The sequence below is a fragment of the Verrucosispora sioxanthis genome (genome assembly GCF_010560025.1).
GTDB classification, from domain to species: domain Bacteria; phylum Actinomycetota; class Actinomycetes; order Mycobacteriales; family Micromonosporaceae; genus Micromonospora; species Micromonospora palythoicola.
This window is the reverse complement of sequence record NZ_SAIY01000003.1, coordinates 1-22036: the sequence shown is the minus strand read 5'-3', so window position 1 is coordinate 22036 and position 22036 is coordinate 1. Positions and strand designations below refer to the sequence as shown.

The window sequence follows — 22036 nt, the reverse complement described above, 5'->3', positions numbered from 1 at the left end:
GCGTTGAGCAGCGCCACCGCCCGGTTGCTCGGGTCACCGAGCGACTCGTACTCGCGTAGCGCGGCCCGCCACGCCTGCGCCGCGTCGAGGTGCTCGCCCATCGCCGAGTGGACCAGCACCAGATTCGTCAACGCCGCCGCGTAGCCACGGGCGTCGCCGAGCGAACGGAACGAGTTCGCCGCCCGAACCAGCAGGTCGTGCGCGGTGTCCAGCTCGTACCGCGCCAGCCTCCCAGCCCGAGATCGCTGAGCGCCTGGCCGGCGCGGTCGGCGCCGGACCGGTGCCGCCGCGACAGCTCCAGGTGCTCCACCGCCTCGTCGGTGCGACCGAGGTCGAGCAGGGCCAGCCCGAGATTCATCCGCGCCTGGGCGGTGCCCCGGCGACCCTGCCCGGCGACCGCCAGGCTGAGCGCGGCCACCGCGCCGTACGGGTCGTGCCGGCGACGACGCAGCACGCCCAACTCGTTGTGGGCCCAACCGGCGATCTCCGGCCGGTCCTGGGCGGTGGGGTTGGCCAGCACCGTGCGGCAGACGTCCTCCCATTCGTCGAGCCGCTCGGTATGGGCGAGCCAGCCGCACAGCGCCACGGCCAGCCGGAACCACCAGTTCCGCACCCGACGCGGCAGCGTCTCCACCGCGCCGGCCGGCACCTGCACCACCGCCAGCAGCAGCTCCTGGTGCAGGTCCAGCCAGCCGTACGGATCGTCGTCGGGCAGTCGCTGGTCACGGTCCAGGGCACCGGCCGCCAGGGCGGCCACCTGCTGTTCGGCCCGGCGGGCCAGATGCCGGGTCAGTCGCGCCTGCACGGTGACCCGCCGGCGCACCGGCTCGGTGTCCCGCAGGTGCATCCGGGCGTACCCGGCGAGCAGCGGACGAACCTCGTACCGGTCACCGGGCGCCGACGACGAAGGCGCCGTCGGCCAGCTCGTCCAGCAGGGCGGCAACCTGGGCGGGCCGGCGTCCGGCGAGCGCGGCGATGGTCGCCCGGTCCAGTGGCACCCGGCTCAGCGACAGCAACCGCCACAGCCGGCGCGCCTCGTCGGTGAGCGCGTGGTACGCCGTGTCGCGGGCGGTGACCAGCCCGTCACCGGTGACACGCCCACCCGCTGGTGCGGCGGTGTGTCGGCGGCGCGGTGCAGCGCGTGCAGCACGTCGGCGGGCCGCCAGCCGTGTGCGCGCTGCGTCGTCCCAGCTCGGTCACCGTGCGCGGCTGCCGTCCGCACAACTCGACGATGGCCCGTACCGCCGGGTCGGTGGTGCGCGGTCCGGGCGGTGCGGGCGCGCCACCGCGGTGCCGCCCCGGCGTCGGCGAACATCTCCACCGCGTCGTCGACATCCGGCTCGGCCAGCCAGGTACGCCACCACGCCGTCGACCGCGGCGAGCCGACCGGTGCCGGCCCAGCAACCGGCAGTCCCGGGCGGTGGGCGGCAGCAGCGGCCGGACCTGCGCCGGTGCGTCCACGTTGTCGAGCCAGCCACCTTCCAGACCATCCAACTGGCCGCGCAGCTCGTCGGCGGCGTCGGCGAGATCGTCCGGTCGGCCGGACCGCGGCGCCCGGGTGCCGACGATGCGGGCCAGGGCGCCAGCACCCCCGGGGTGAGCCGGCCCGGCCACCCCGGCGCAGGTCGAGGTAGTACTGCCCGTCGGGGAAGTCCGCCCGGCTCAGGTTCGCCGCCTGGATCGCGCACCAGGACGTACCGGCACGCCGCCCACCACCGCCACCGCGTGTTCCAGGGCGAGCATGGCCACCACCGCCTCCGCCTGCCCCGCCGACCGGTGTACCCGGCCGGCCAGGGCAACGTCGGTGCGCTGCCTGCCGACCGCGCCTCGGCCCGCAGCGGCCAGCAGGTGCTCGCGTTGCCGCCGCCGCCACTCCACCAGAAACGACGCGGCCACCCCGAGCGCCGCCAGGGCCAGGCTCGCCGAGCCGAGGACGGTCAACGACCACTCGGAGACCAGGTTGCCGGTGATGTTGCCGAGGACCGCACTGATCCCGGCACCGACCACCCCACCGGCGGCCAGCAGCACGCTGAACAGGCGTGACCGCCGGTCGGCCCGCCGTGGTGGCGGCCCGGTCACCGCACACCCCCGGCGACCAGACCGGCGACGACCTGCCGGCGCGCGAGCACGAAAACCAGCACCGGCAGGATCGAGGCGAGTACGCAGCCAGCGGCGAGCGGGCCGCTGCCGGCCACGAATCCACGGGTCTGCGCGGCGAGGAACAACCCGAGGGGTGCGGCGTCCGGCCCGCTGAACAGCAGACCCACCACCAGGTCGTTCCACACCTGCACGAACTCCAGCACGGCCACCGCCACCAGGGCGGTGCGGTTGTGCCGGGCCAGTCGGCGCAACGTGCCCCACCAGTGCCGCCCGCCGATCCGGGCGCCACGGACCTGGTCGGCGGGCAGGTCGGCGAAGGCGTTGCGCAGCACCAGCACGGCGAACGGGACCCCCAGCGCGATGTGCACCAGGGCCACCCCCCGGGCCGTGCCGGAGGACAGCGCCAACCCGAGCACCTCGTTGAGCGGCCCGGCGATCACCTGCACGGGGACCACCACCGCGGCCATCAGCACCAGGCCGGTGACCTGGGCGGCCGGCCCGGTCAACCAGGCCAGCGGGTACGCGGCCGCAGCGCGACCCAGCACCGCGGCGGTGACGACGTGGCCAAGGACCAGCGAAGCCGAGGCTGCGCCACAGCTCGGCACCGCCGAGCACCGCCCGGTAGGAGTCCAGCCCCGGCGGGCCGGACCACCACGCCGGTGGCCGCCCGTACCGGGCTCTGGCGACGAGGTGGCCACCAGCACCCCCAGCGGCAACAGCCACGCGATCGCCGCACCGGCGGCGAGCAGCCCGGACCAGTCGGTGCGGGTGGCGGCGCGGTCACGGCGCTGCCGCCGGCTGCTGCGGGGCGGCCACGCCTGCCGGACGAACAGGGCCACCACCAGCATGCCGGCGGTCACCGCGACCAGCCAGACGACCCCCAGGGCGGCGCCCTCGCCGGTGGTCGTCGCACCGGAGGTCTGCCAGATCCGCAGCGACAGCACCGCCGCCTCGTCGCGCACCGAACCCGGCGTCATCACCAGGATCAGGTCGAACGTCCGGCTGGTGCCGACTGCGACCAGGGCGAAGACCACCGCGACGGTACGCAGCAGCAGCGGTCGCCACTGCGCGTCCCAGAGCACGTCGCGGCGGCTGCCACCGAAGGCTCGGACCGCGTCCGCCAGCCCGGTCGGCACCGCGTCGAGGGCGGCCCGGAACACCAGCATCGCCAGCCCGACCCAGGCCCACACGAACGCCGACATCACCGCCACGGTGACCAGGTCCGGTCCGAGCAGCTGCGGTAGCTGCTCCGGGTTCCGTCCGGTCGCCCAGGTCAGCAACCGGGTGGCCAGCCCCCGTTCCGGGTCGGGGTCGTAGAGCAGCCGAAAGGTCATGCCGGTGACCACGAGCGGCAACGCGGTCGGCACCACCAGGATGAGCCGGACCAGCCAACCCTCCTGGGAACGCCGGGAGGCCGCGGCGAGCAGATAGCCCAGGAGCGTGACCACCGTCGGCACCAGCAGCGCCCACAGCAGGGTCCGCCCGATCACGGCCACGGTGCCGGGAGCGGCGAGGGCTGCCCGATAGTGTTCGACACCCACCCAGCGGCCCTCGGTGGTGACGCTGGCGTGCACGGTGCGCAGCACCGGCCAGGCCAGCAGGCCGCCGAGCAGCAGCACCGCCGGTGTCAGCAGCGCCCAACCGACGCCCGCCGCCGGGTAGGCGCGGCCACGTCGGGGTGGCCCGACATCGTCGAGCACCGCCAGTCCACCCAGCAACGGGCCCCGGCTCACCTGCCACCCCCCGCCACCCGGGCCGCCTCGGCGAGCTGCCCGGTGGCCCGGCTCACCGCCTTCCGGGCCGGCACCCCGTCGGTCACGTCCATGAAGAAGTCCTGCATGATCCGCCAGATCCCCACCCCGTCGGTGCCGGTGAAGGTGCCGGGCAACTGGTCGGAGAGGTCGAACTGCACGGCGTCGGCGGCACGCAGCTCACCGGCGAGGCGTCGACGCAACGGGTCGCGGTAACTGTCCACCGGCACGGCGAGGTTGGGGGAGAGATAACCTCCCGCGTCGAGCCACGGCAGGAAGGCCACCGCGTCGCTGAGCCAGCGCACCAGCTCCGCACCGCCGTCGGAACCGGCGAACGCCACCGCCGCGTCACCGCCGACGATCAGCGGTTGATCGGCCACCCGGGCGCCGGGGAAGCGGAAGGTGGCCAGCGGTTCGTCGCCCCGGCGGAACCGGGCGACCACCGCGTCGACGAAGTCGGCCTCGAACACCATGACCGCCTCACGGTGGTGCACCACCTGGATGATCGACTCTTCGAACTGGGTGAGCAGGGCCCGCCGTCCTCCGCCCGGAAAGGCCCCCGCGACACTCCACAACTCGGCGAGCCGGTCCAGCGCGTACGCCACCGGCCGGCCGCGCCAGTCGGCCTCACCACGGGCCAACGCCTCGTACTGGTCCACGCCGGCGACGGCGGCGAGCACGTTCTCGAACCAGTCGGTGAGCACCCAGCCGTCGGCGGCACCGATCGCCAGCGGGGCCGGACCGGCACCCGCCCGGTGCCGTTGCCCGAGCTGACGGGTCAGGGTGACCAGCGCGTCCCAGGACCTCGGCGGTTCGGCCAGCATCGACGGAAAGTGCCAGCACAGCGATTTGTGCGCCGCCTTGACCCAGACGCCGTAGCGGCGTCCGTCGACGCTGAGCAGGTCGCCCATGCCGGCCGGGGCGGCATAGCTGGCCGCCGGACTCACCTCGCCGAGCCAGCCCCGGCGGGCGTACTCGACCACCAGACCTGGGCGGGGCAGGATCGCCACGTCGGGACTGGTGCCGGCGGCGCGGCGCGCGGTCAGGAACGCGTCGATGTCGTTGCCCACGCCGACCACCTGCACGGTCGCCGGGTAGCCGGCGACCACCTCGCGGAACCGGGCCAGCTCGCCGCCGGCCCAGACGACCGCCACCTGCACCGACCGGCGCCCCCGCCCGCAACCCCCGGTCGCGGCGGCCGTGGCCGCCGCGGCGGCACCCAGCAGCGTACGGCGGCGCAACCCGAGCCCGGTCATGACCGCACCGCCGGACGGGCCGGACCGGGCGGGCTGTCGTCACCGACCGGCACCCGGGTGCGCACGCCGGCCAGCACCTCCTCGTCGGCCGAGCAGAGCAGCACCGTCACGCCCGGGTCGTCCGGTGGGGCCGCCCGGTCGAGCAGGTCCGGCAGGCGCACCCCGTCGATCGGGGTCGGCAGGTCGACCACCAGCACCTCGGGCAGACAGGCCATGGCCCGGGCGAGCGCGACCCGGAACCGTTGCGCCTCGGACAGCAGGTGCGGGCGAAGTCCCAGGGTCGGGGCGAGTTCGAGCCGGTCGACCAGGAGGGCCGCCCAACTCTCGGCGACCTCGCGCACCCACCGGCGACGGCGCTGACCGTAGGAGATGTTGCGCCCGACCGTGAGGTGGGGCAGCAGAGCCCCGCCGGCCGGCACGTACCCGATGCGGCGGCGCAACGGAGGCAGGTCGGTGACGTCGCGACCGCCGACCAGGATCCGCCCGGTGACCGGTGCGGCCAGCCCGGCCACCACCCGCGCCACGGCGGTGGCCGGCCGGGGCGGGGCGACCACGGCAGCCGTCGCGCCGACGGCCACCTCGACGTCGAGCGGCGACATGTCCGGCACGGCAACCAGGTCGAGCGTGCGTAACGTGACCATCACCTCCGGCGGCCTCATCCTCATCCCAGCCTGTCACAGGGAAACCACGCTCAGTGCCCGGCCCGCCGTCCATCATGGTCCTGGACACCGCCGATTACCCTGCCGCCCATGGCAGCGTCGACTCCCTTCGCCGCCGGTCGCGACGCCGACGTCTACGCCCTGGACGACGGCCGGGTGCTGCGCCGCTACCGCGACGGCACCGACGTGGCCGGTGAGGCCCGGTTCATGTCCCACCTGCACGCCGCCGCGTTCCCGGTGCCCCTGGTGTACCGGGCCGCCGGTGCGGACCTGGTCCTGCAGCGGGTGACCGGACCGACGATGCTCCAGGCGCTGACGGCGGGCACGATCGAGGTGGAACCGGGAGCCGCCATCCTCGCCGGACTGCACCGCCGACTGCACGCCGTCGCACCGCTGCCCGGCGCCCCGGACGGCGAGCGCATCCTGCACCTGGACCTGCACCCGGACAACGTCATCCTCAGCCCGGCCGGCCCGGTGCTGCTCGACTGGCGCAACGTCCGGCACGGTCCACCCGGACTGGACGTTGCGATGACCGCCCTGATCCTCGCCCAGGTCGCCGTCGACCCGGATCAACCGATGGCGGCGGGCGCCGACGAGATGCAGCGTGCCTACCGGTACGCGCTGCGCGACCACGCCGCCCCGCTCGTCGCCGAGGCCGTGGCCATCCGGCGGGCCAACCCCACCCAGAGCTCGACCGAACTCGCGCTGCTCGACGCGGCGGCGGCCCTGCTCACCTCGTGACCCGGCAACCCGTCAGCCGCAGGCGATAGGGTTCCGATCATCACTGGACGGGCGGGAGACGAGATGACCCCAGAGCATGTCGACGTGCTCATCGTCGGCGCTGGTCTGTCCGGTGTCGGAGCCGCCTGCCACCTCCGGCGCCGCCATCCGGGCCGAACCTTCGCGCTGCTCGAGGCGCGTGCCGCGACCGGCGGCACCTGGGACCTGTTCCGCTACCCGGGCGTGCGGTCGGACTCGGACATGTTCACCCTCGGCTACTCGTTCGCGCCGTGGACCGCCCCGAAGAGCCTGGCCGACGGCGACACCATCCGCGACTACCTGCGTCGTACCGCCGACGAGCACGACGTCACCCGACACATCCGGCTCCGGCACCGGGTGCAACGGGCCGAATGGGACAGCCACCAGGCACGCTGGACGGTGCACGTCCACCGCGAGGACACCACCGACACCGTCGTGCTGACCTGCTCCTTCCTGTACGCCTGCACCGGCTACTACCGGTACGAGGCCGGCCACACGCCGCATTTCACCGGCCAGGACCGGTTCACCGGCCGGATCGTGCACCCGCAGCACTGGCCCGCCGGCCTCGACCTCACCGGTTGTCGGGTGGTGGTGATCGGCAGCGGCGCCACCGCCGTGACGCTGGTGCCGGCGCTGGCCCGACAGGCGGCACGGGTGACCATGCTGCAACGCTCGCCGACGTACCTGCTGCCGCTGTCCTCCCGCGACCGGATCGCCGACGCGCTGCGGCGGCTGCTGCCGGCGCACCTGGCCCACCAGACCGTGCGGTGGAAGAACATCCTGCTCGCCACGGCCAACTATCAGCTCAGCCGGCGCGCCCCCGGCCTGGTACGCGGGCTGCTGCGTCGCGCGGCGGCGCGCCGGCTGCCCACCGGCTTCGACGTCGAAAGCCACTTCACCCCCCGCTACGACCCGTGGGACCAGCGGCTGTGCGTGGTTCCGGACGGTGACCTGTTCACCGTGCTCTCCGACGGGCGGGCCGAGATCGTCACCGACACCGTGGCGACCTTCACCGCCCAGGGCATCCGGCTCGCCTCCGGTCGGGAGCTGCCCGCCGACGTGGTGGTCACCGCCACCGGGCTGGACCTGCTCGCCCTCGGCGGGATCACCCTGCGGGTGGACGGGACGGACGTGGATCTGCCGGAGACCGTCGCGTACCAGGGCATGATGCTCTCCGGGGTGCCGAACTTCGCCATGACGATCGGCTACACCAACGCCTCCTGGACCCTCAAGGCCGACCTGGTGGCCGGCTACGTGTGCCGGCTGTTGCGTCACCTGGACCGCACCGGAACCCAGATCGTCACCCCGCTCGCCCCGCCACCGGGCCCGCGTACCCCGTTGATCGGCCTCACCTCCGGGTACGTGCGGCGCGGTGTCGCGCGGCTGCCCCGCCAGGGCACCCGGGCACCCTGGCGGCTGCACCAGAACTACCTGCGCGACCTGCTGCCCATGCGGTACGGACGGCTGACCGACGCCACCATCCGGTTCGACCGGGCCGGCGCGTCGCGACGCAGCGCCGTCGATGCGTAGGCTCGCCCCACCACACCACCGGTGTGCCGGGTCGGATCGCCGCACCCGCTGCCGTCCGCGCCGTCGCCGGTGGTGAAGCGGTGCCGTTCCGTCGTCGCGGCGGTAGGTTCGCCACCGGAGGCGAAGGTGGCAGCCGCCGCCCTGCGGCGACGGCGGGGCCGCGGGCCGGTGCGGAGTAGGAGGACAGCGTGAGCCAGCAGGTACGAGGAGTCATCTCGCGCAGCAAGGGCGCGCCCGTCGAGGTCACCGAGATCGTGGTGCCCGACCCCGGTCCGGGCGAGGCGGTGGTCCGGGTGCAGTCGTGCGGTGTCTGCCACACCGACCTGCACTACCGCGAGGGTGGCATCAACGACGACTACCCGTTCCTGCTCGGCCATGAGGCCGCCGGCATCGTCGAGCAGGTCGGCGAGGGTGTGGACGGTGTCGCACCCGGTGACTTCGTGGTGCTCAACTGGCGGGCCGTCTGCGGGGTGTGCCGGGCCTGCCGGCGCGGTCGCCCGTGGTACTGCTTCGCCACCCACAACGCCGCCCGGAAGATGACCCTCACCGACGGCACCGAACTCGCCCCGGCGCTCGGCATCGGCGCCTTCGCCGAGAAGACCCTGGTCCACGCCGGCCAGTGCACCAGGGTGGACCCGGCGGCCCGGCCGGCCGCCGTCGGGTTGCTCGGCTGTGGGGTGATGGCGGGCCTCGGCGCGGCGATGAACACTGGCGGGGTGACCCGCGGCGACTCGGTGGCGGTGATCGGCTGCGGGGGCGTCGGCGACGCGGCGGTGGCTGGCGCGGCCCTGGCCGGAGCGACGACGATCATCGCGGTCGACACCGACTCCCGCAAACTCGACTGGGCCCGCCGGTTCGGCGCCACCCACACTGTCAACGCCTCGGAGGCCGACCCGGTGGCGGAGATCCAGGCGGCGACCGGCGGTTTCGGCGCCGACGTGGTGATCGACGCGGTCGGCCGGCCGGAGACCTGGAAGCAGGCCTTCTACGCCCGCGACCTGGCCGGCACCGTCGTGCTGGTCGGCGTGCCCACGCCAAAGATGCGTATCGAGTTGCCTCTGCTCGACGTCTTCGGCCGTGGTGGCGCCCTCAAGTCCAGCTGGTACGGCGACTGCCTGCCCAGCCGGGACTTCCCGATGCTCACCGAGCTGTACCTGCAGGGCCGCCTCGACCTGGACGCCTTCGTCACCGAGGAGATCGGCCTGGACGGGGTGGAGGAGGCGTTCGCCCGGATGCACCGGGGCGACGTGCTCCGCTCGGTGGTGGTTTTCTGATGGCCGCCCGCATCGACCACGCGGTCACCTCCGGCACCTTCTCCCTCGACGGTCAGACCTTCGACGTGGACAACAACGTGTGGGTGGTCGGTGACGACACCGAGTGCGTCGTGATCGACGCTCCGCACGACGTCGACGCCATCGTCGAGGTGGTGGCCGGGCGGCGGGTGACCGCGATCGTCGCCACGCACGCCCACGACGACCACGTCCGGGTCGCCCCGGCGTTGTCCCGCGCCACCGGCGCCCCGGTGCTGCTGCATCCCGCCGACCGCGTGCTGTGGGATCTGGTGCATCCGGACGAACCACCGGGCGGCACCCTCGACGACGGTCAGACCATTGAGGTGGGTGGCACCGCGCTGACCGTGGTGCACACCCCCGGGCACAGTCCCGGCGCGTGCTGCCTGCACGCCCCCGAGCTGACCGTCGTCTTCACCGGCGACACCCTGTTCGCCGGCGGGCCGGGCGCCACCGGTCGCTCGTACAGCGACTTCGGCACCATCGTCGACTCGATCCGCGAGCGGCTGCTCACCCTCGCGCCGGACACGATCGTGCACACCGGGCACGGCGACAGCACCACCATCGGGGCCGAGGCTCCACAGCTACCCCAGTGGCTGGCCCGGGGGCACTGAGCTCGGTGCCCGGTGGGCGGTCCGAGCCGCTGTCGGGGCGGCGGCCCGGAAACGGGGCTGCGAGGAGGAGCCGGTTGCCACGAGACTGCCGGCATGTCCGGTGATCCGACGCTGACCGCCGCCCAACGGGCGGCACTGCGCCACGTACGCGCGGTGGCACTGCGAGACCGCCCCACCGCGCTGGCCGTGATCGGGCGGGCGTTGGCCCGCACCGGCGTACGCCACGAACCGGAGCGGCTGGTCGCGGCGATCGGCCGGCAGGGGCGGGTCACCCTCAACTTCCATCCGGACCGGCTGCGGGCCGACGGCCGCACGGTCGCCGAGGCGCTCGCCACCGAGGGGGTCTACCGCAACCAGTTCGAGACGCGGATCTCCAACGGCGGCCTCACCGCCTACCGGGGCGGTGACCGCGACCGCTGGGAGGAGCGTCTGTTCGGCGGCGCCTACCAGCGACCGGGCGTCGGCCCGGCGGAGCGGCCGAAGTACGGCGGCCTGAACCTGCTCGACCATCCCGACGGTGCCTGTCCCCGGTTCGGCTCCTGTCACCTGCGGCTGCGCCCCGAGGTGCTGGCCCGCACCACCTTCTGCTTCGGCGACAGCCACCTCGGACCGCGCGACGTCGGCACGGTCGACGTGGTCGAGCCGGTGCTGGCCGCCCTGATCGCCGCGACCGTCGACACCGGCGTGTGTCTGGGCCGGCCCGGTACAGATCTGGTGACCCTCACCGGTGAGCTGCTGCGCCGTCGGGAGGCGCTGGCCGCGGCGCCCCGGGCCGCCGGCCGCGCCCTCGACGACTACGTCGAGGCCCAGGTGCACGGCGAGGTGCGGTTGGATCGGGACGTGCTGGACCTGGTCGTCGATCCCTCGTTCCGGGGCACCGACACCGAGGCTGTGCTGCGCGCCGCCGCCGACCGGTACGGCTTTCCGATCCGCTGGCACGGCGGCTTCGCGCTGCCGGTGGACGGGTGGACGCCGAGTTCCGGGGCCGGCGATCCCACCGCTGGCGGCCCGGGTGCACGCCGAGTTCGCCAGCGCGGGCGAGCCGCTGCACGCCGCACTGATCGGCCGGGCCGCCGCGTCGGTGGTGACCGACCCGGGCCGATGGGCCGATCGTGGCCCGATCCCGGACACGATGCAGCACCTCAAGCAGCTCTGGCACGTTCTGGTGCGCTTCGGAGCCCCGTACGAGGTCTGAGGCGGCCGTCCGTTTCGTGCCCCGCTGGGCATGCCCCCGTCGTGACCTGGGTCGCAGCCGACCACGATCACAGCATTTCCGGAATGGCGGACATGCCAGCCGAGTTGTGTCCCCCATAGTGCCGGTCGGCAAACGTCGCCGGCCCCGTGCAGCCCCCGAGAGCGGCTCAACCCCGAGCGGCTCGTACCCGATCGAAAGGGCAACCATCGTGAAGCTGGACTTCACTCGATGGCTCCCGGCCATCGCGACGATCCCGAACCGGAAGACCGCGCTCAGCGTGGTGGGCGCCACCGCCCTCGCCGGACTCGCCTTCGGCCCCACCGCCGTCGCCGCGCCGATCACCACCGGCCCGCACTCCGGCGCGGTCGCGGCGATCGACCGGGCCACCGGTCGCACCAGCACCGGTGTGCCGGTGGAGTCCGGGCTGACCACCGCCGGCAGCACCGACCAGCCGGAAGCCGGGAAGCCGACCCGCGACGAGCTGATCCCGCACGGTGTGCAGGGCGCCCAGTCGCGTGTCCCGCTCGACGACGCGCAGCGGGACAACGCCAAGACCATCATCGAGGTGGCCAAGCGCACCGGTGTCGGTGAGCGTGGTGCCGTGATCGGCATCGCCACCGCCCTGCAGGAGTCGAAGCTCTACAACCTCGGACACCTCGGCGCGTGGAACGACCACGACTCGCAGGGCCTGTTCCAGCAGCGTCCGTCCACCGGCTGGGGCAGCGTGGACCAGATCCGGGATCCCGAGTACTCCTCGACCGTCTTCTTCGAGGCGCTGAAGAACGTCGGCGGCTGGCGCGATCTGCCGCTTACCTCCGCCGCGCAGACGGTGCAGGTGTCGGCCTACCCGTTCCACTACGCGCAGTGGGAGGAGCAGGCGGCGGACATCGTCTCCCAGCTCTGGTGATCTCGCCAATCACCGACCGACCGGCCGGCCCCGCTCGCGGGGCCGGCCGCGACGGTGGTTGGCGACGATGTCGACGGTGGCCGCCACCAGGGCCAGCGCGATGATCGCGGCCGAGGTGAGCAGCGACCGTTCGAACGCTCTCGACCAGGCGTCCGCGCCGTCGGCGAGTGCGGAGAAGAAGACCGCGCCGACCACCGCGATCCCGGCGGCCGAACCGATCCGCTGCCCGGTCTGCAACATCCCGGCACCACTGCCGGCCTGCGGAACCGGCACCTCCGTCAGGGTGAGCGTCTGGTTGGGCGCGATCACCAGGCCACTGCCGATGCCGGCGAGCAGCAGCGGCAGCGCGGTCACCCAGGGCACCGGCGCTTTCGGTGCCAGCTCGATGGCCAGCGCCGCGAGACCGAGACCGGTCACCACGCCGACCAGCCCGACGGCGACCAGGGGGCGGCCGTACCGGTTGACCAGCCGCCCGCCGACGGCGGACGCGACGGCGGAGCCGAGCGCGAACGGGGTGATCGCCGCACCGGCGACCAGGGCGCTGTAGCCACGCCCGTTCTGCAGGTACAGGGTGAAGATGAAGAAGGTCGCGGTGAACCCGCCGAAGTAGAGCAGCGCGATCGTCGAGCCGAGGGCGTACGACCGGTGCCTGAACAGGCGGACGTCGAACAGCGGCGGGCCGTGTCGGGCGTAGCGGCGCTCCCAGGCGACGAAGCCGGTGAGGATGGCCAGGCCGACGGGCAGCAGCAACCACTTCGTCGCGCCGGGCCACTGTTCGCGCTGCACCAGCGGCAGCAGCACGAGGGTCACGCCGACGCCGAGCAGCAGCACCCCGACGGGGTCGAACCGGCGTCGCGCACCGCGTGGGGTGACCCGGCCGGGCAGCAACCGCCAGCCGAGCAGTACCGCGACGATGCCGACCGGCACGTTGACGAAGAAGACCCACCGCCAGCCGTGGTCCGGGCCGCCGGCGGCGATCAGCAGGCCACCGAGCAACGGACCGATCGCGGTGGAGATGCCGATGGTGGCACCGAGCCAACCGAAGGGTCGACCCCGTTCGGGTGCGGCGAACAACTGCTGGATCAGGCCCGTCACCTGCGGGTTCACCACTCCGGCGGCGGCACCCTGCAGCAGCCGGGCGGCGACCAGCCAACCGGGCGACTGGGCCAGCCCGGCCAGCGCGCTGGTCAGCGTGAACAGGGCGATGCCGAAGACGAACGCGTTGCGTCGCCCCCGGACGTCACCGAAGCGTCCCGCCGGCACGAGGACCAGGCCGAAGCTCAGCGCGTACCCGGACAGCACCCATTGCAGGTCGCTCGGATCGGCCCGCAGGGCACGCTCCAGGGACGGTAGGGCGACGTTGACGATGCTGATGTCGAGCAGCGTCATGAACGCCGCGACCAGTCCCACCCCGAGCGCCTGCCAGCGGCGCCGCTCGTACGACGTCGCCTCGGATCCCGTCGGACCGCTGGACTTCGCGGGGTTCAACCGGCGGTCCGACGCCGTGGCGCCGGTCGACGTGTGCGGTTGCCGGTCATGCCAACTGCTGCGCGCAGAATCGAGGGCCGAAGTCCAGGCCGGCCATCGGCGAGTCCTCCCGGTGCAGCAGGTTCTTCTCGGTCAGCAGGTGCAGGGGGGTCTGCAACTGCTCTTCGGTCAGTCCACACTCCTGGGCGATCATGTCGGGGTACGGTACCTGGCCGCGGGCCTCCAGGGCCGCCACGGCGTCGTACACCCGCGCCTCGTCCTCCGACAGCCGCACCTCTTGCATGGTGTCCTCCTCGCGCCTGGTCCGCCTGCGGCAGGCGGTCTGCGGCCGGCGGTTACCCGGTGCGGCGGGGAAGATGCCCGCGCCTCGGCTGATCTACCCTGCATCGGTGAGTGTCTGGGAACTCGTGGTGGTCGGTGGTGGCCCGGCCGGGCTCTCCGCCGCGTACGCCGCCGCCCGTCGCGGGGTGCGCACGCTTGTCGTCGAGCGCGCCGCGCATCCGCGCTACAAGACCTGCGGCGGTGGTCTGATCGGCGCCTCGCTGGCCGCGGTGGCCGGACGGATCGAGGTGCCCGCCCACGACACGGTGGACCGGGTGACCTTCACCCTCGACGGGCGAGGCGGGTTCACCCGCCGGCACGCTGCCGGGCCGCTGGTGAGCATGGTGCGCCGGGAGGAGTTCGACGACCGGCTGCGGGCCGCCGCGGTGGCCGCCGGGGCCGAGGTCCGCGAGCGGGCGACGGTCCGGTCGGTGGAGCAGGACTCCGACGGCGTACGGCTGCGACTTGCCGACGGCGAGGTGCTGCTGGCCCGTACGGTCGTCGGTGCCGACGGTTCGTCCGGGGTGACCGCCCGCCATGTCGGGGTGCGCCACCGTCAGGTGGACCTGGGGCTGGAGCTGGAGCTGCCGGTACCGCCGCCCGAGCAGGCGCGCTGGCGGAGCCGGGTGCTGCTCGACTGGGGGCCGTTGCCCGGCTCGTACGCCTGGGTGTTCCCGAAGGGGGACCGGCTCACCGTCGGGGTGATCGCCGGTCGAGGGGAGGGGGAGCGGACCCGGCAGTACCTGCGGCGGTTCGTCGACCGCCTCGGGCTGGCCGACGTGTCGCCGGTCCACGACTCGGGCCATCTGACGCGCTGCCGGTCCGACGACTCGCCGCTGCGGCGGGGGCGGGTGCTGGTGGCCGGTGACGCCGCCGGTCTGCTGGAGCCCTGGACCCGGGAGGGGATCAGCTATGCGCTGCGTTCCGGCGAGCTGGCCGGGGCGGCGGTGGCCGGCGCCGATCTCGCCGGCTACGAGCGGTCGGTGACCGAACGTCTCGTCCCGGCCATGCGGGCCGGGCAGCGGCTGCTCGACGTCTTCGCCCAGCGCCCGGCGCTCTGCCACCGGGCGCTCGCCACGCCGCCGGGCTGGCGCGCGTTCACCCGGTTCTGCCTGGGCCGCGCCGACTTCGACGAGGTGGTCGGCCGGGTGTCGGTGCGGGCCGCACTGGCGCTCGCGGATCGCCTGCCCGCCCCGAGGCGCAGCCGCACCGCCGGCTGACCCTGGCTGGCCGGTCCACCGTCCGACAAGCAGCCATCCAGGATCCTAGGATGCCTTACGGGTGGTGACACACACTGCTCCGCCGACGACTCTCGTCCGGGTCGCCGGCCCGGTTTCCGCCGACTTCGCCCGGGTAGGTGCTTGCGGGTCGGCACCCCCACGATTCCGGGCGAGGAGACCTCCGTGAGCGAGACGCAGTACACCCAGCAGGACCCGACCGAGCAGTACGGCCAGCAGTCAGGGCAGCCGAACCAGCAGCAGAGCCCACCGGGTCGTACCGACGAGATGACGCCGAAGCCGGACCACGGAGAGGACTCCTATCGGGGCACCGGCAAGCTCGACGGCAAGAAGGCGGTGATCACCGGCGGTGACTCGGGTATCGGTCGGGCGATCGCCATCGCGTACGCCCGGGAGGGCGCCGACGTGCTGATCTCCTACCTCGGCGAGGAGGAGGACGCGGACGCCCGGGAGACGGTACGTCTCATCGAGGCCGCCGGTCGCAAGGGTGTCGCCGTCCGGGGTGACATCGCCGACGAACGCAACTGCTCGGCGTTGATCGAACGAGCGGTGACCGACCTCGGTGGCATCGACATCCTGGTGAACAACGCTGCCTACCAGATGGCGCAGGACAAGGGCATCGCCGGCATCAGCACCGAGCAGTTCGACCGGGTGTTCAAGACCAACCTGTACGCGATGTTCTGGCTGTGCAAGGCGGCGTTGCCGCATCTGGGCGAGGGGTCGACGATCATCAACACGTCGTCGATCCAGGCCTTCGACCCGTCGCCGCAGTTGCTCGACTACGCCACCACCAAGGCGGGGATCGCGAACTTCACCAAGGCACTCGCCGCCGACCTGGTCGACCGGGGCATCCGGGTCAATGCGGTGGCACCGGGTCCGATCTGGACCCCGCTGATCCCGGCGACCATGCCGGAGGGGAAGGTCGAGCAGTTCGGCACCGACACCCCGGTCGGTCGGCCCGGTCAACCCGCGGAGCTGGCACCCGCGTACGTCTTCTTCGCCTCGCAGGAGTCGAGCTTCATCACCGGTGAGATCCTGGGCGTCACCGGCGGCCGCTTCACCAAGTGACATCCCCGTCGACCCGGTGCTCCCGTCGACCCGAGGCCGGTCGGCGGGGCCGGGTCAGCGCGGCCAGTCCGCCAGCTGTCGCCGGACCTGGGCGATGTCGGTGGGGCCGAGACCGTAGCGGGTGAACCGGGCGTCCGGGATCCGGTCGAGGTACCGGCCGGCCGCCCGCACGTCGTCGTCATCGAGGGCGGGATCGAGCTGCCGGGCGAGTGTCAGCAACTCCGCCACCGACCGGTGCGCCAGGGCGGAGGCCACGTCGATGTAGTCGCGTACCTCGCGCCGGTTGACCAGGGCGGCGGTCTTGTTGGCGATGAGGTCCCGGACGTCCATGACCGGCCCGAGGTCCATCACCACCGGGCTGCGGTGCCGGTCGAGACGGGCCAGGCTGAGGCGGATCCGCCGGCCGTCCCGGGCGACGACGAAGTCCCGCAGGTCCCGGTCGAAGCCGTCGAAGAGGTAACCGAGGTCGCTGGCCGGGTCGGCGTCGGAGACCTGGAACCCGGCGTACTCCAGCGCGGCCCGCACGTCGGCGGCTGCCGCGGCGGCGGCCCCCTCCACGTCGGCGAACAGGTCGACGTCCTCGGTGGGCCGGGTGACCAGCCCGTACGCGGCCCAGGCCACCCCGCCACCGAGCACGAAGCGGTGCGGCCCGGCGACGGTCAGCGCGACCCGGGCGACCTCCCGGTAGAACTCGTGGGGGTGCGCGTCGGGGGATGCCCTGGTCACGCCGGCCGGAGACCCGGGTGTCGGCTCTCCCACGCCAGCCGTACGCCCCGGGGCAGATTGAGCAGTTGCCACACCCGGCGCAGCGTCCGTCCGTCGACCAGCCGACGCAGATCCTCGACGTTCGTGGTCTCGCGCAGCACGTTCTCGTACAGCCAGAGCAACTGGTCGGGGTCGGCGAGGTCGAACGCCCGGTCGGCGCACCACATCAGTCGCACCGGCAACTCCACCACTCCTCGGGTGGGTCCGCGCAGCTCGGCGAGGGTCCGGGCCACCACGGCGGGCCGGCCGGGTCGGGCCAGGTGCGCCACGCCGGTCGTGGTGGGGGAGACCGCCTGCATGGTGTCAGGGTAACCCCAGATCGGGTCGATTCGAACTCATGACCTGTTCGGGGCGGCTGCGGGCTGGTGTCGGTTGCGGTTGGGGGTGTGGCCCGCAATGCCCGGCTCCGGGCGGTCAGGCTTGATCCCTGCGCCGGGCACGGCGGGCCACACCCTCGTCGTGCCGGCGTTTGGGTGTGAATCTTGGTGCAGTTGTGCCCTTTGGGGGGCGTTGTCGGACCAGGATTGCGGGTTGTCGGTTCGGTTGTCGGGGTTTGGGGGTGGGTGTCGGGTTCCGGGCGTGGGCTCGGGGTGGAATGGGTGCGGGCCCGGGGGCGTTGTGCACGGGTGAACGGCCGAGGAAGACACCGCCCGCGAGGGTGGGTGCGGGCCCCCCGGAATGATGGTGGGCCGGTGGTCGTTGGACATGGTCCCGGCGATGCGAAGCGGCGATACGCCCCGCGTGCCGGAAGGCCTTTCCCCCCTTTCTTGTTTGGGCGCCTTTCTGGTGCTTGCGTACGCCTGACCGATCCCCCTTGGTGTGGGTGTGCGTCGACCCCCGAATGGAGCTTCTGTGATGAACACGATGCTGCGGAAGAGCGTGCTGGGTATCGCGGGTCTGGCGTTCACCGGTGGTCTGTTCGCCGGTCCGGTGGCCGCTCACGCCGACACCACCCCGGTCACGAGCAACCCGGTCGCGGCGGTGCAGGCCGACGTGGTGCGGGCCGACAAGCCGGACATGGGCAAGCTGCTGCCGCACGGCACCCCGTCCAACCAGTCGCACGTCGAGCTGAACGACGAGCAGATCGACAACGTCAAGGCGATCATCGCCGCGACGAAGAAGGCCGGCATGGACGAGCGTGCCGCCGTGGTGTCGATCGCGACCGCGTTGCAGGAGTCGAAGCTGGAGAACCTGGGTCACCTGGGTGACCGCAACGACCACGACTCGCAGGGCCTGTTCCAGCAGCGCCCGTCCTCCGGTTGGGGCACGGTGGAGCAGATCACCGACCCCGAGTACTCGACCCTGGCCTTCCTCAAGGGGTTGAAGCAGGTCGACGGCTGGCAGGACATGCCCCTGACCCAGGCCGCCCAGACCGTACAGGTGTCGGCCTACCCCGACCACTACGCCCAGTGGGAACAGCAGGCCGCCGACCTCGTCGCCCAGCACTGGACCAGCTGACCCCCTCAGCGACCAGGCGACAACCGAAGACATTCCTCCACAGGGGGAGCAGAGAACCGCTGGCCGGCACCCGAACCCGGGTGCCGGCCAGCGGCGTCTGCGGAGACCACCGGCTCCTACTGTGGCGGTGGTCACGACAGGGGTAGGAAGAAGCGGAGCGGGTAACCTGTTGACTCGGGTGTCGGTGTGTCCAGTGTCCCCGGGCCTCACCTAAATTGCCGTCGCGGAATACCGTTCGGCTGGAGCCGCGTCGCGCCACTCGCCGAGAGGCGACCTGCACACCGGCACCTTCGTCGCCCCCGGCCCGTCCTCGGGCCGGGGGCGACGTCGTGTGTGGTTCCGGTAGGTGGGTCGCCGATCCCGGCCCGCTGTCCTAAGGTCGAGACCGGAGGTGTCGAGCGTGGGGCTGCGGGACAGGTTGCTGGGCTGGCCGGTCTACCGGCAGCTCACCGGCACCGACCCGTTGGGTCGGGGTGCCGCGGCGTGTTCGAGCCGCAGTGCCGAGTTGACCGCCCGCACGCAGGACGCCGACCGGGTCGCCCGTTCCGTCTGCCCGTACTGTGCCGTCGGCTGCGGGCAGCGGGTCTTCGTCACCGACGAGCGGGTCACCCAGATCGAGGGTGACCCGGACAGCCCCATCTCCCGGGGCCGGCTCTGCCCGAAGGGTGCCGCCAGCCGGAGCCTGGTCACCAGCCCGTTACGCCAGACCAGGGTGCGCTACCGGCGGCCGTACGGCACCGAGTGGGAGGACCTGGACCTCGACACCGCGCTCGACATGATCGCCGACCGGGTGCTCGCGGCGCGTGCCGACACGTGGGAGGACGTCGACGCCGAGGGCCGGCCGTTGAACCGCACGCTGGGGATCGCCAGTCTGGGCGGGGCCACCCTGGACAACGAGGAGAACTACCTCATCAAGAAGCTGTTCACCGCGATGGGGGCGCTTCAGATCGAGAACCAGGCCCGGATTTGACACTCCGCCACCGTCCCCGGTCTGGGGGCCAGCTTCGGTCGCGGTGGCGCGACGGATTTCCAGCAGGACGTGGCGAACGCCGACGTCATCGTCATCCAGGGTTCCAACATTGCCGAGGCCCATCCGGTGGGCTTCCAGTGGGTGATGGAGGCGAAGCGGCGCGGGGCCAAGGTCTTCCACGTCGACCCGCGGTTCACCCGTACCAGCGCGGTCGCCGACGCGTACCTGCCGATCCGGGCGGGCACCGACATCGCGTTGCTGGGTGCGGTGGTGAACCACATCCTCAGCAACGAGCTGGATTTCCGGGAGTACGTGCTGGCGTACACGAACGCCGCGACGATCGTCAGTGACGACTTCGTCGACGCCGAGGACGCCGACGGGCTCTTCTCCGGCTTCGACCCGGCGACCGCCAGCTACGTGCAGGACAGCTGGCAGTACGCGGGCCACGAGCGGGACTCCGGCAGCGGGCACACGGCCCGGGAGCGGGAGACCGCGGCCGGGCTGCGCCACGAGTCGCACGGTGCTCCGGTCGCCCGGCAGGTGCAGCGGGACGAGACGCTGCAACACCCGCGCTGCGTGTACCAGATCCTCAAGCGGCACTTCGCCCGCTACACCCCGGAAATGGTGGAACGGGTCTGTGGCGTACCTCGGGACAAGTTCCTGGAGCTGGCCCGGGCCTGGACGGAGAACTCCGGGCGGGAGCGCACCGGCTGCCTGATCTACTCGGTCGGCTGGACCCAGCACACGGTCGGCGTGCAGTACATCCGCACCGGGGCGATCATCCAACTGCTGCTGGGCAACGTGGGTCGGCCCGGCGGTGGGGTGCTGGCGCTGCGAGGGCACGCCAGCATCCAGGGCTCCACCGACATCCCGACCCTGTTCAACCTGCTGCCGGGCTACCTGCCGATGCCGCACCACGCCCGGCATCCCGACTTCGACGCCTGGACGGACAGCATCCGGCACCCGGGTCAGAAGGGTTTCTGGGGCGGTGCCCGCGCCTACGCCGCCAGCCTGCTCAAGGCGTACTGGGGGGACGCGGCCACCCCCGACAACGACTTCTGCTACGGGTACCTGCCCCGGTTGACCGGTGATCACGGCACCTACCAGCAGGTGCTCAACATGATCGACGGCAAGGTGAAGGGCTACTTCCTGCTCGGCCAGAACCCGGCGGTCGGTTCGGCGCACGGCCGGGCCCAGCGGCTGGGCATGGCCAACCTCGACTGGCTCGTCGTCCGCGACCTGTTCATGATCGAGAGTGCGACGTTCTGGCAGCGCGGCCCGGAGGTGGCGACCGGTGAGATCGTGCCGGAACAGTGCGCCACCGAGGTGTTCTTCCTGCCGGCCGCCTCGCACGTGGAGAAGGAGGGCACCTTCACCCAGACCCAGCGGCTGTTGCAGTGGCGGGAGAAGGCGGTCGACCCGCCCGGCGACGCTCGCTCCGAGCTGTGGTTCTTCTACCACCTGGGGCGCCGGATCCGGGCGAAGCTGGCCAGCTCTGCCCTGCCGCGCGACCGGGCACTGCTCGATCTGACCTGGGACTACCCCACCCACGGCCGGCACGCCGAGCCGGACGCCGAGGCGGTGCTGAGGGAGATCAACGGGTACGACACGACGACCGGTCGTCCGCTGTCGGCGTTCACGCAGGCCCGCGAGGACGGGACGACCGCGATCGGCTGCTGGATCTACACCGGGGTGTACGCCGACGGGGTCAACCAGGCGGCCCGCCGTCGGCCCGGACACGAACAGGACTGGGTGGCCGCCGAGTGGGGGTGGGCGTGGCCGGCGAACCGGCGGCTGCTCTACAACCGGGCCTCCGCCGACCCGCAGGGCCGCCCCTGGAGCGAGCGGAAGCGGTACGTGTGGTGGGACGCCGAGGCCGGCCGGTGGACCGGCCGCGACGTGCCGGACTTCGAGGTGACGAAACCGCCGTCGTACCGGCCGCCGGAGGGCGCCACGGGATCGGCGGCGCTGGCCGGTGACGATCCGTTCATCATGCAGTCCGACGGTAAGGGCTGGCTGTACGCGCCCAGCGGGGTGCTGGACGGGCCGCTGCCGACGCACTACGAGCCGGCCGAGTCGCCGGTGCGCAACCCGCTCTACGGCCAGCAGGCCAATCCGACCCGCAAGATGTACGCCCATCCGGTGAACTCGACGAACCCGAGTCCACCGCAGCAGCACGATCAGGTCTTCCCGTACGTGTTCACGGTCAGCCGGCTCACCGAGCACCACACCGCGGGCGGGATGAGCCGGACCGTCGCGCCGCTGGCGGAACTGCAGCCGGAGATGTTCGTGGAGGTCTCCCCGGAGTTGGCGGCGCTGGCCGGGCTGACCCACCTCGGTTGGGCGCACCTGATCACCGCCCGGGCGGCGATCGAGGCCCGGGTGCTGGTCACCGATCGGCTGGTGCCGCTGGCCGTCGACGGTCGGGTGATCCACCAGTTGTGGCTGCCGTACCACTTCGGCTTCGAGGGGCTGGTCACCGGGGACTCGGCCAACGACCTGTTCGGCATCACCCTGGACCCGAACGTGCTGATCCAGGAGAGCAAGATCGGCACCTGTGACGTGCGGCCGGGGCGCCGGCCCACCGGGGCGGCGCTGCGGGACCTGGTGCAGGATTACCGCACCAGGGCCGGCATCGTGCCGGGTGCCGTACCGCCGGCGGTCACCC

Annotated in this window: 22 protein-coding genes and 1 pseudogene; 12 read left to right on the top strand and 11 right to left on the bottom strand. The window is 72.7% G+C overall.

The window, feature by feature from the left end; all coding sequences use genetic code 11:
* The first annotated feature begins 3 nt into the window (after positions 1 to 3).
* Positions 4 to 144, top strand: a complete 141-nt coding sequence (locus ENC19_RS09405) for a hypothetical protein (protein WP_164446802.1) — start codon at positions 4 to 6, stop codon at positions 142 to 144.
* Here the strand turns inward: ENC19_RS09405 and ENC19_RS09400 are convergent.
* The 7 genes from ENC19_RS09400 to ENC19_RS09375 all read right to left on the bottom strand — a co-directional run bounded on the left by ENC19_RS09400 (position 128) and on the right by ENC19_RS09375 (position 5766).
* Complete coding sequence (locus tag ENC19_RS09400) at positions 128 to 847, bottom strand: tetratricopeptide repeat protein (protein ID WP_164446824.1); 720 nt, start codon at positions 845 to 847, stop codon at positions 128 to 130. The two genes, ENC19_RS09405 and ENC19_RS09400, sit on opposite strands and share 17 nt — an antisense overlap.
* Before the next feature lie 40 nt (positions 848 to 887).
* Entirely contained in the window at positions 888 to 1016 is a 129-nt protein-coding gene (locus ENC19_RS30905; protein ID WP_268968004.1) for a hypothetical protein, read from the bottom strand.
* Positions 1017 to 1083: 67 nt separating this feature from the next.
* Positions 1084 to 1614: a hypothetical protein gene (locus ENC19_RS09395; protein WP_164446823.1), complete on the bottom strand. Its 531-nt coding sequence runs from the start codon at positions 1612 to 1614 to the stop codon at positions 1084 to 1086.
* Between the two features lie 48 nt (positions 1615 to 1662).
* Entirely contained in the window at positions 1663 to 2079 is a 417-nt protein-coding gene (locus ENC19_RS09390; RefSeq protein ID WP_164446822.1) for a hypothetical protein, read from the bottom strand.
* On the bottom strand, positions 2076 to 3833 hold the full coding sequence (locus tag ENC19_RS09385) for an ABC transporter permease subunit (protein WP_164446821.1): 1758 nt from the start codon (positions 3831 to 3833) through the stop codon (positions 2076 to 2078). The genes ENC19_RS09390 and ENC19_RS09385 overlap by 4 nt, the downstream gene beginning before the upstream one ends.
* Entirely contained in the window at positions 3830 to 5107 is a 1278-nt protein-coding gene (locus ENC19_RS09380; protein ID WP_164446820.1) for an extracellular solute-binding protein, read from the bottom strand. The genes ENC19_RS09385 and ENC19_RS09380 overlap by 4 nt, the downstream gene beginning before the upstream one ends.
* Positions 5104 to 5766 (bottom strand): ATP-binding cassette domain-containing protein, encoded by a 663-nt coding sequence (locus ENC19_RS09375; protein ID WP_164446819.1) that lies wholly within the window; start codon positions 5764 to 5766, stop codon positions 5104 to 5106. The genes ENC19_RS09380 and ENC19_RS09375 overlap by 4 nt, the downstream gene beginning before the upstream one ends.
* A 90-nt stretch (positions 5767 to 5856) precedes the next feature.
* Here ENC19_RS09375 and ENC19_RS09370 point away from each other — a divergent pair, with 90 nt between their 5' ends.
* The 7 genes and pseudogenes from ENC19_RS09370 to ENC19_RS09345 all read left to right on the top strand — a co-directional run bounded on the left by ENC19_RS09370 (position 5857) and on the right by ENC19_RS09345 (position 12060).
* Complete coding sequence (locus ENC19_RS09370) at positions 5857 to 6507, top strand: phosphotransferase (protein ID WP_164446818.1); 651 nt, start codon at positions 5857 to 5859, stop codon at positions 6505 to 6507.
* 63 nt (positions 6508 to 6570) lie between these two features.
* Positions 6571 to 8055 carry a flavin-containing monooxygenase gene (locus ENC19_RS09365; RefSeq protein WP_164446817.1) on the top strand — a complete coding sequence of 495 codons (1485 nt, stop codon included), beginning with the start codon at positions 6571 to 6573 and terminating at the stop codon, positions 8053 to 8055.
* A 188-nt stretch (positions 8056 to 8243) separates the two neighbouring features.
* On the top strand, positions 8244 to 9329 hold the full coding sequence (locus ENC19_RS09360; RefSeq protein WP_164446816.1) for an S-(hydroxymethyl)mycothiol dehydrogenase: 1086 nt from the start codon (positions 8244 to 8246) through the stop codon (positions 9327 to 9329).
* Positions 9329 to 9958 carry an MBL fold metallo-hydrolase gene (locus ENC19_RS09355; protein WP_164446815.1) on the top strand — a complete coding sequence of 210 codons (630 nt, stop codon included), beginning with the start codon at positions 9329 to 9331 and terminating at the stop codon, positions 9956 to 9958. The genes ENC19_RS09360 and ENC19_RS09355 overlap by 1 nt, the downstream gene beginning before the upstream one ends.
* 93 nt (positions 9959 to 10051) lie before the next feature.
* Positions 10052 to 10861, top strand: a pseudogene (locus ENC19_RS09350) (DUF3626 domain-containing protein); the annotation flags it as partial.
* A 109-nt stretch (positions 10862 to 10970) separates the two neighbouring features.
* Positions 10971 to 11153 carry a DUF3626 domain-containing protein gene (locus ENC19_RS30900; protein WP_328824235.1) on the top strand — a complete coding sequence of 61 codons (183 nt, stop codon included), beginning with the start codon at positions 10971 to 10973 and terminating at the stop codon, positions 11151 to 11153.
* Positions 11154 to 11361: 208 nt separating this feature from the next.
* Positions 11362 to 12060 carry a hypothetical protein gene (locus ENC19_RS09345; RefSeq protein ID WP_164446814.1) on the top strand — a complete coding sequence of 233 codons (699 nt, stop codon included), beginning with the start codon at positions 11362 to 11364 and terminating at the stop codon, positions 12058 to 12060.
* A 9-nt stretch (positions 12061 to 12069) separates the two neighbouring features.
* Here the strand turns inward: ENC19_RS09345 and ENC19_RS09340 are convergent, their stop codons facing one another.
* Together ENC19_RS09340 and ENC19_RS09335 are read right to left on the bottom strand one after the other, a co-directional pair.
* On the bottom strand, positions 12070 to 13548 hold the full coding sequence (locus ENC19_RS09340) for an MFS transporter (protein WP_235944637.1): 1479 nt from the start codon (positions 13546 to 13548) through the stop codon (positions 12070 to 12072).
* A gap of 46 nt (positions 13549 to 13594) precedes the next feature.
* Positions 13595 to 13831, bottom strand: coding sequence for a hypothetical protein (locus ENC19_RS09335; protein WP_164446813.1), 237 nt, complete (start codon positions 13829 to 13831; stop codon positions 13595 to 13597).
* A 106-nt stretch (positions 13832 to 13937) separates the two neighbouring features.
* On the opposite strand from ENC19_RS09335, the gene ENC19_RS09330 reads away from it, so the two are divergent.
* The gene (locus tag ENC19_RS09330) at positions 13938 to 15089 is read left to right on the top strand and encodes a geranylgeranyl reductase family protein (RefSeq protein ID WP_164446812.1); all 1152 of its coding nucleotides are present in this window, start codon (positions 13938 to 13940) and stop codon (positions 15087 to 15089) included.
* A 183-nt stretch (positions 15090 to 15272) separates the two neighbouring features.
* Positions 15273 to 16175: an SDR family oxidoreductase gene (locus tag ENC19_RS09325; RefSeq protein WP_164446811.1), complete on the top strand. Its 903-nt coding sequence runs from the start codon at positions 15273 to 15275 to the stop codon at positions 16173 to 16175.
* Between the two features lie 54 nt (positions 16176 to 16229).
* Here ENC19_RS09325 and ENC19_RS09320 read toward each other — a convergent pair whose 3' ends face one another.
* Both ENC19_RS09320 and ENC19_RS09315 read right to left on the bottom strand, forming a co-directional pair.
* On the bottom strand, positions 16230 to 16901 hold the full coding sequence (locus tag ENC19_RS09320) for a nucleotidyl transferase AbiEii/AbiGii toxin family protein (RefSeq protein ID WP_164446810.1): 672 nt from the start codon (positions 16899 to 16901) through the stop codon (positions 16230 to 16232).
* Positions 16898 to 17239: a hypothetical protein gene (locus ENC19_RS09315; protein WP_164446809.1), complete on the bottom strand. Its 342-nt coding sequence runs from the start codon at positions 17237 to 17239 to the stop codon at positions 16898 to 16900. Before ENC19_RS09315 ends, ENC19_RS09320 begins: the two co-directional genes overlap by 4 nt.
* Positions 17240 to 17795: 556 nt before the next feature.
* Between ENC19_RS09315 and ENC19_RS09310 the strand changes: the two genes are divergently transcribed.
* Both ENC19_RS09310 and fdh read left to right on the top strand, forming a co-directional pair.
* Positions 17796 to 18398 (top strand): hypothetical protein, encoded by a 603-nt coding sequence (locus ENC19_RS09310; protein WP_164446808.1) that lies wholly within the window; start codon positions 17796 to 17798, stop codon positions 18396 to 18398.
* Positions 18399 to 18798: 400 nt separating this feature from the next.
* Positions 18799 to 22036 (top strand): formate dehydrogenase (fdh, locus tag ENC19_RS09300; protein WP_328824192.1); only part of this gene is annotated, 3238 nt, incomplete at its 3' end.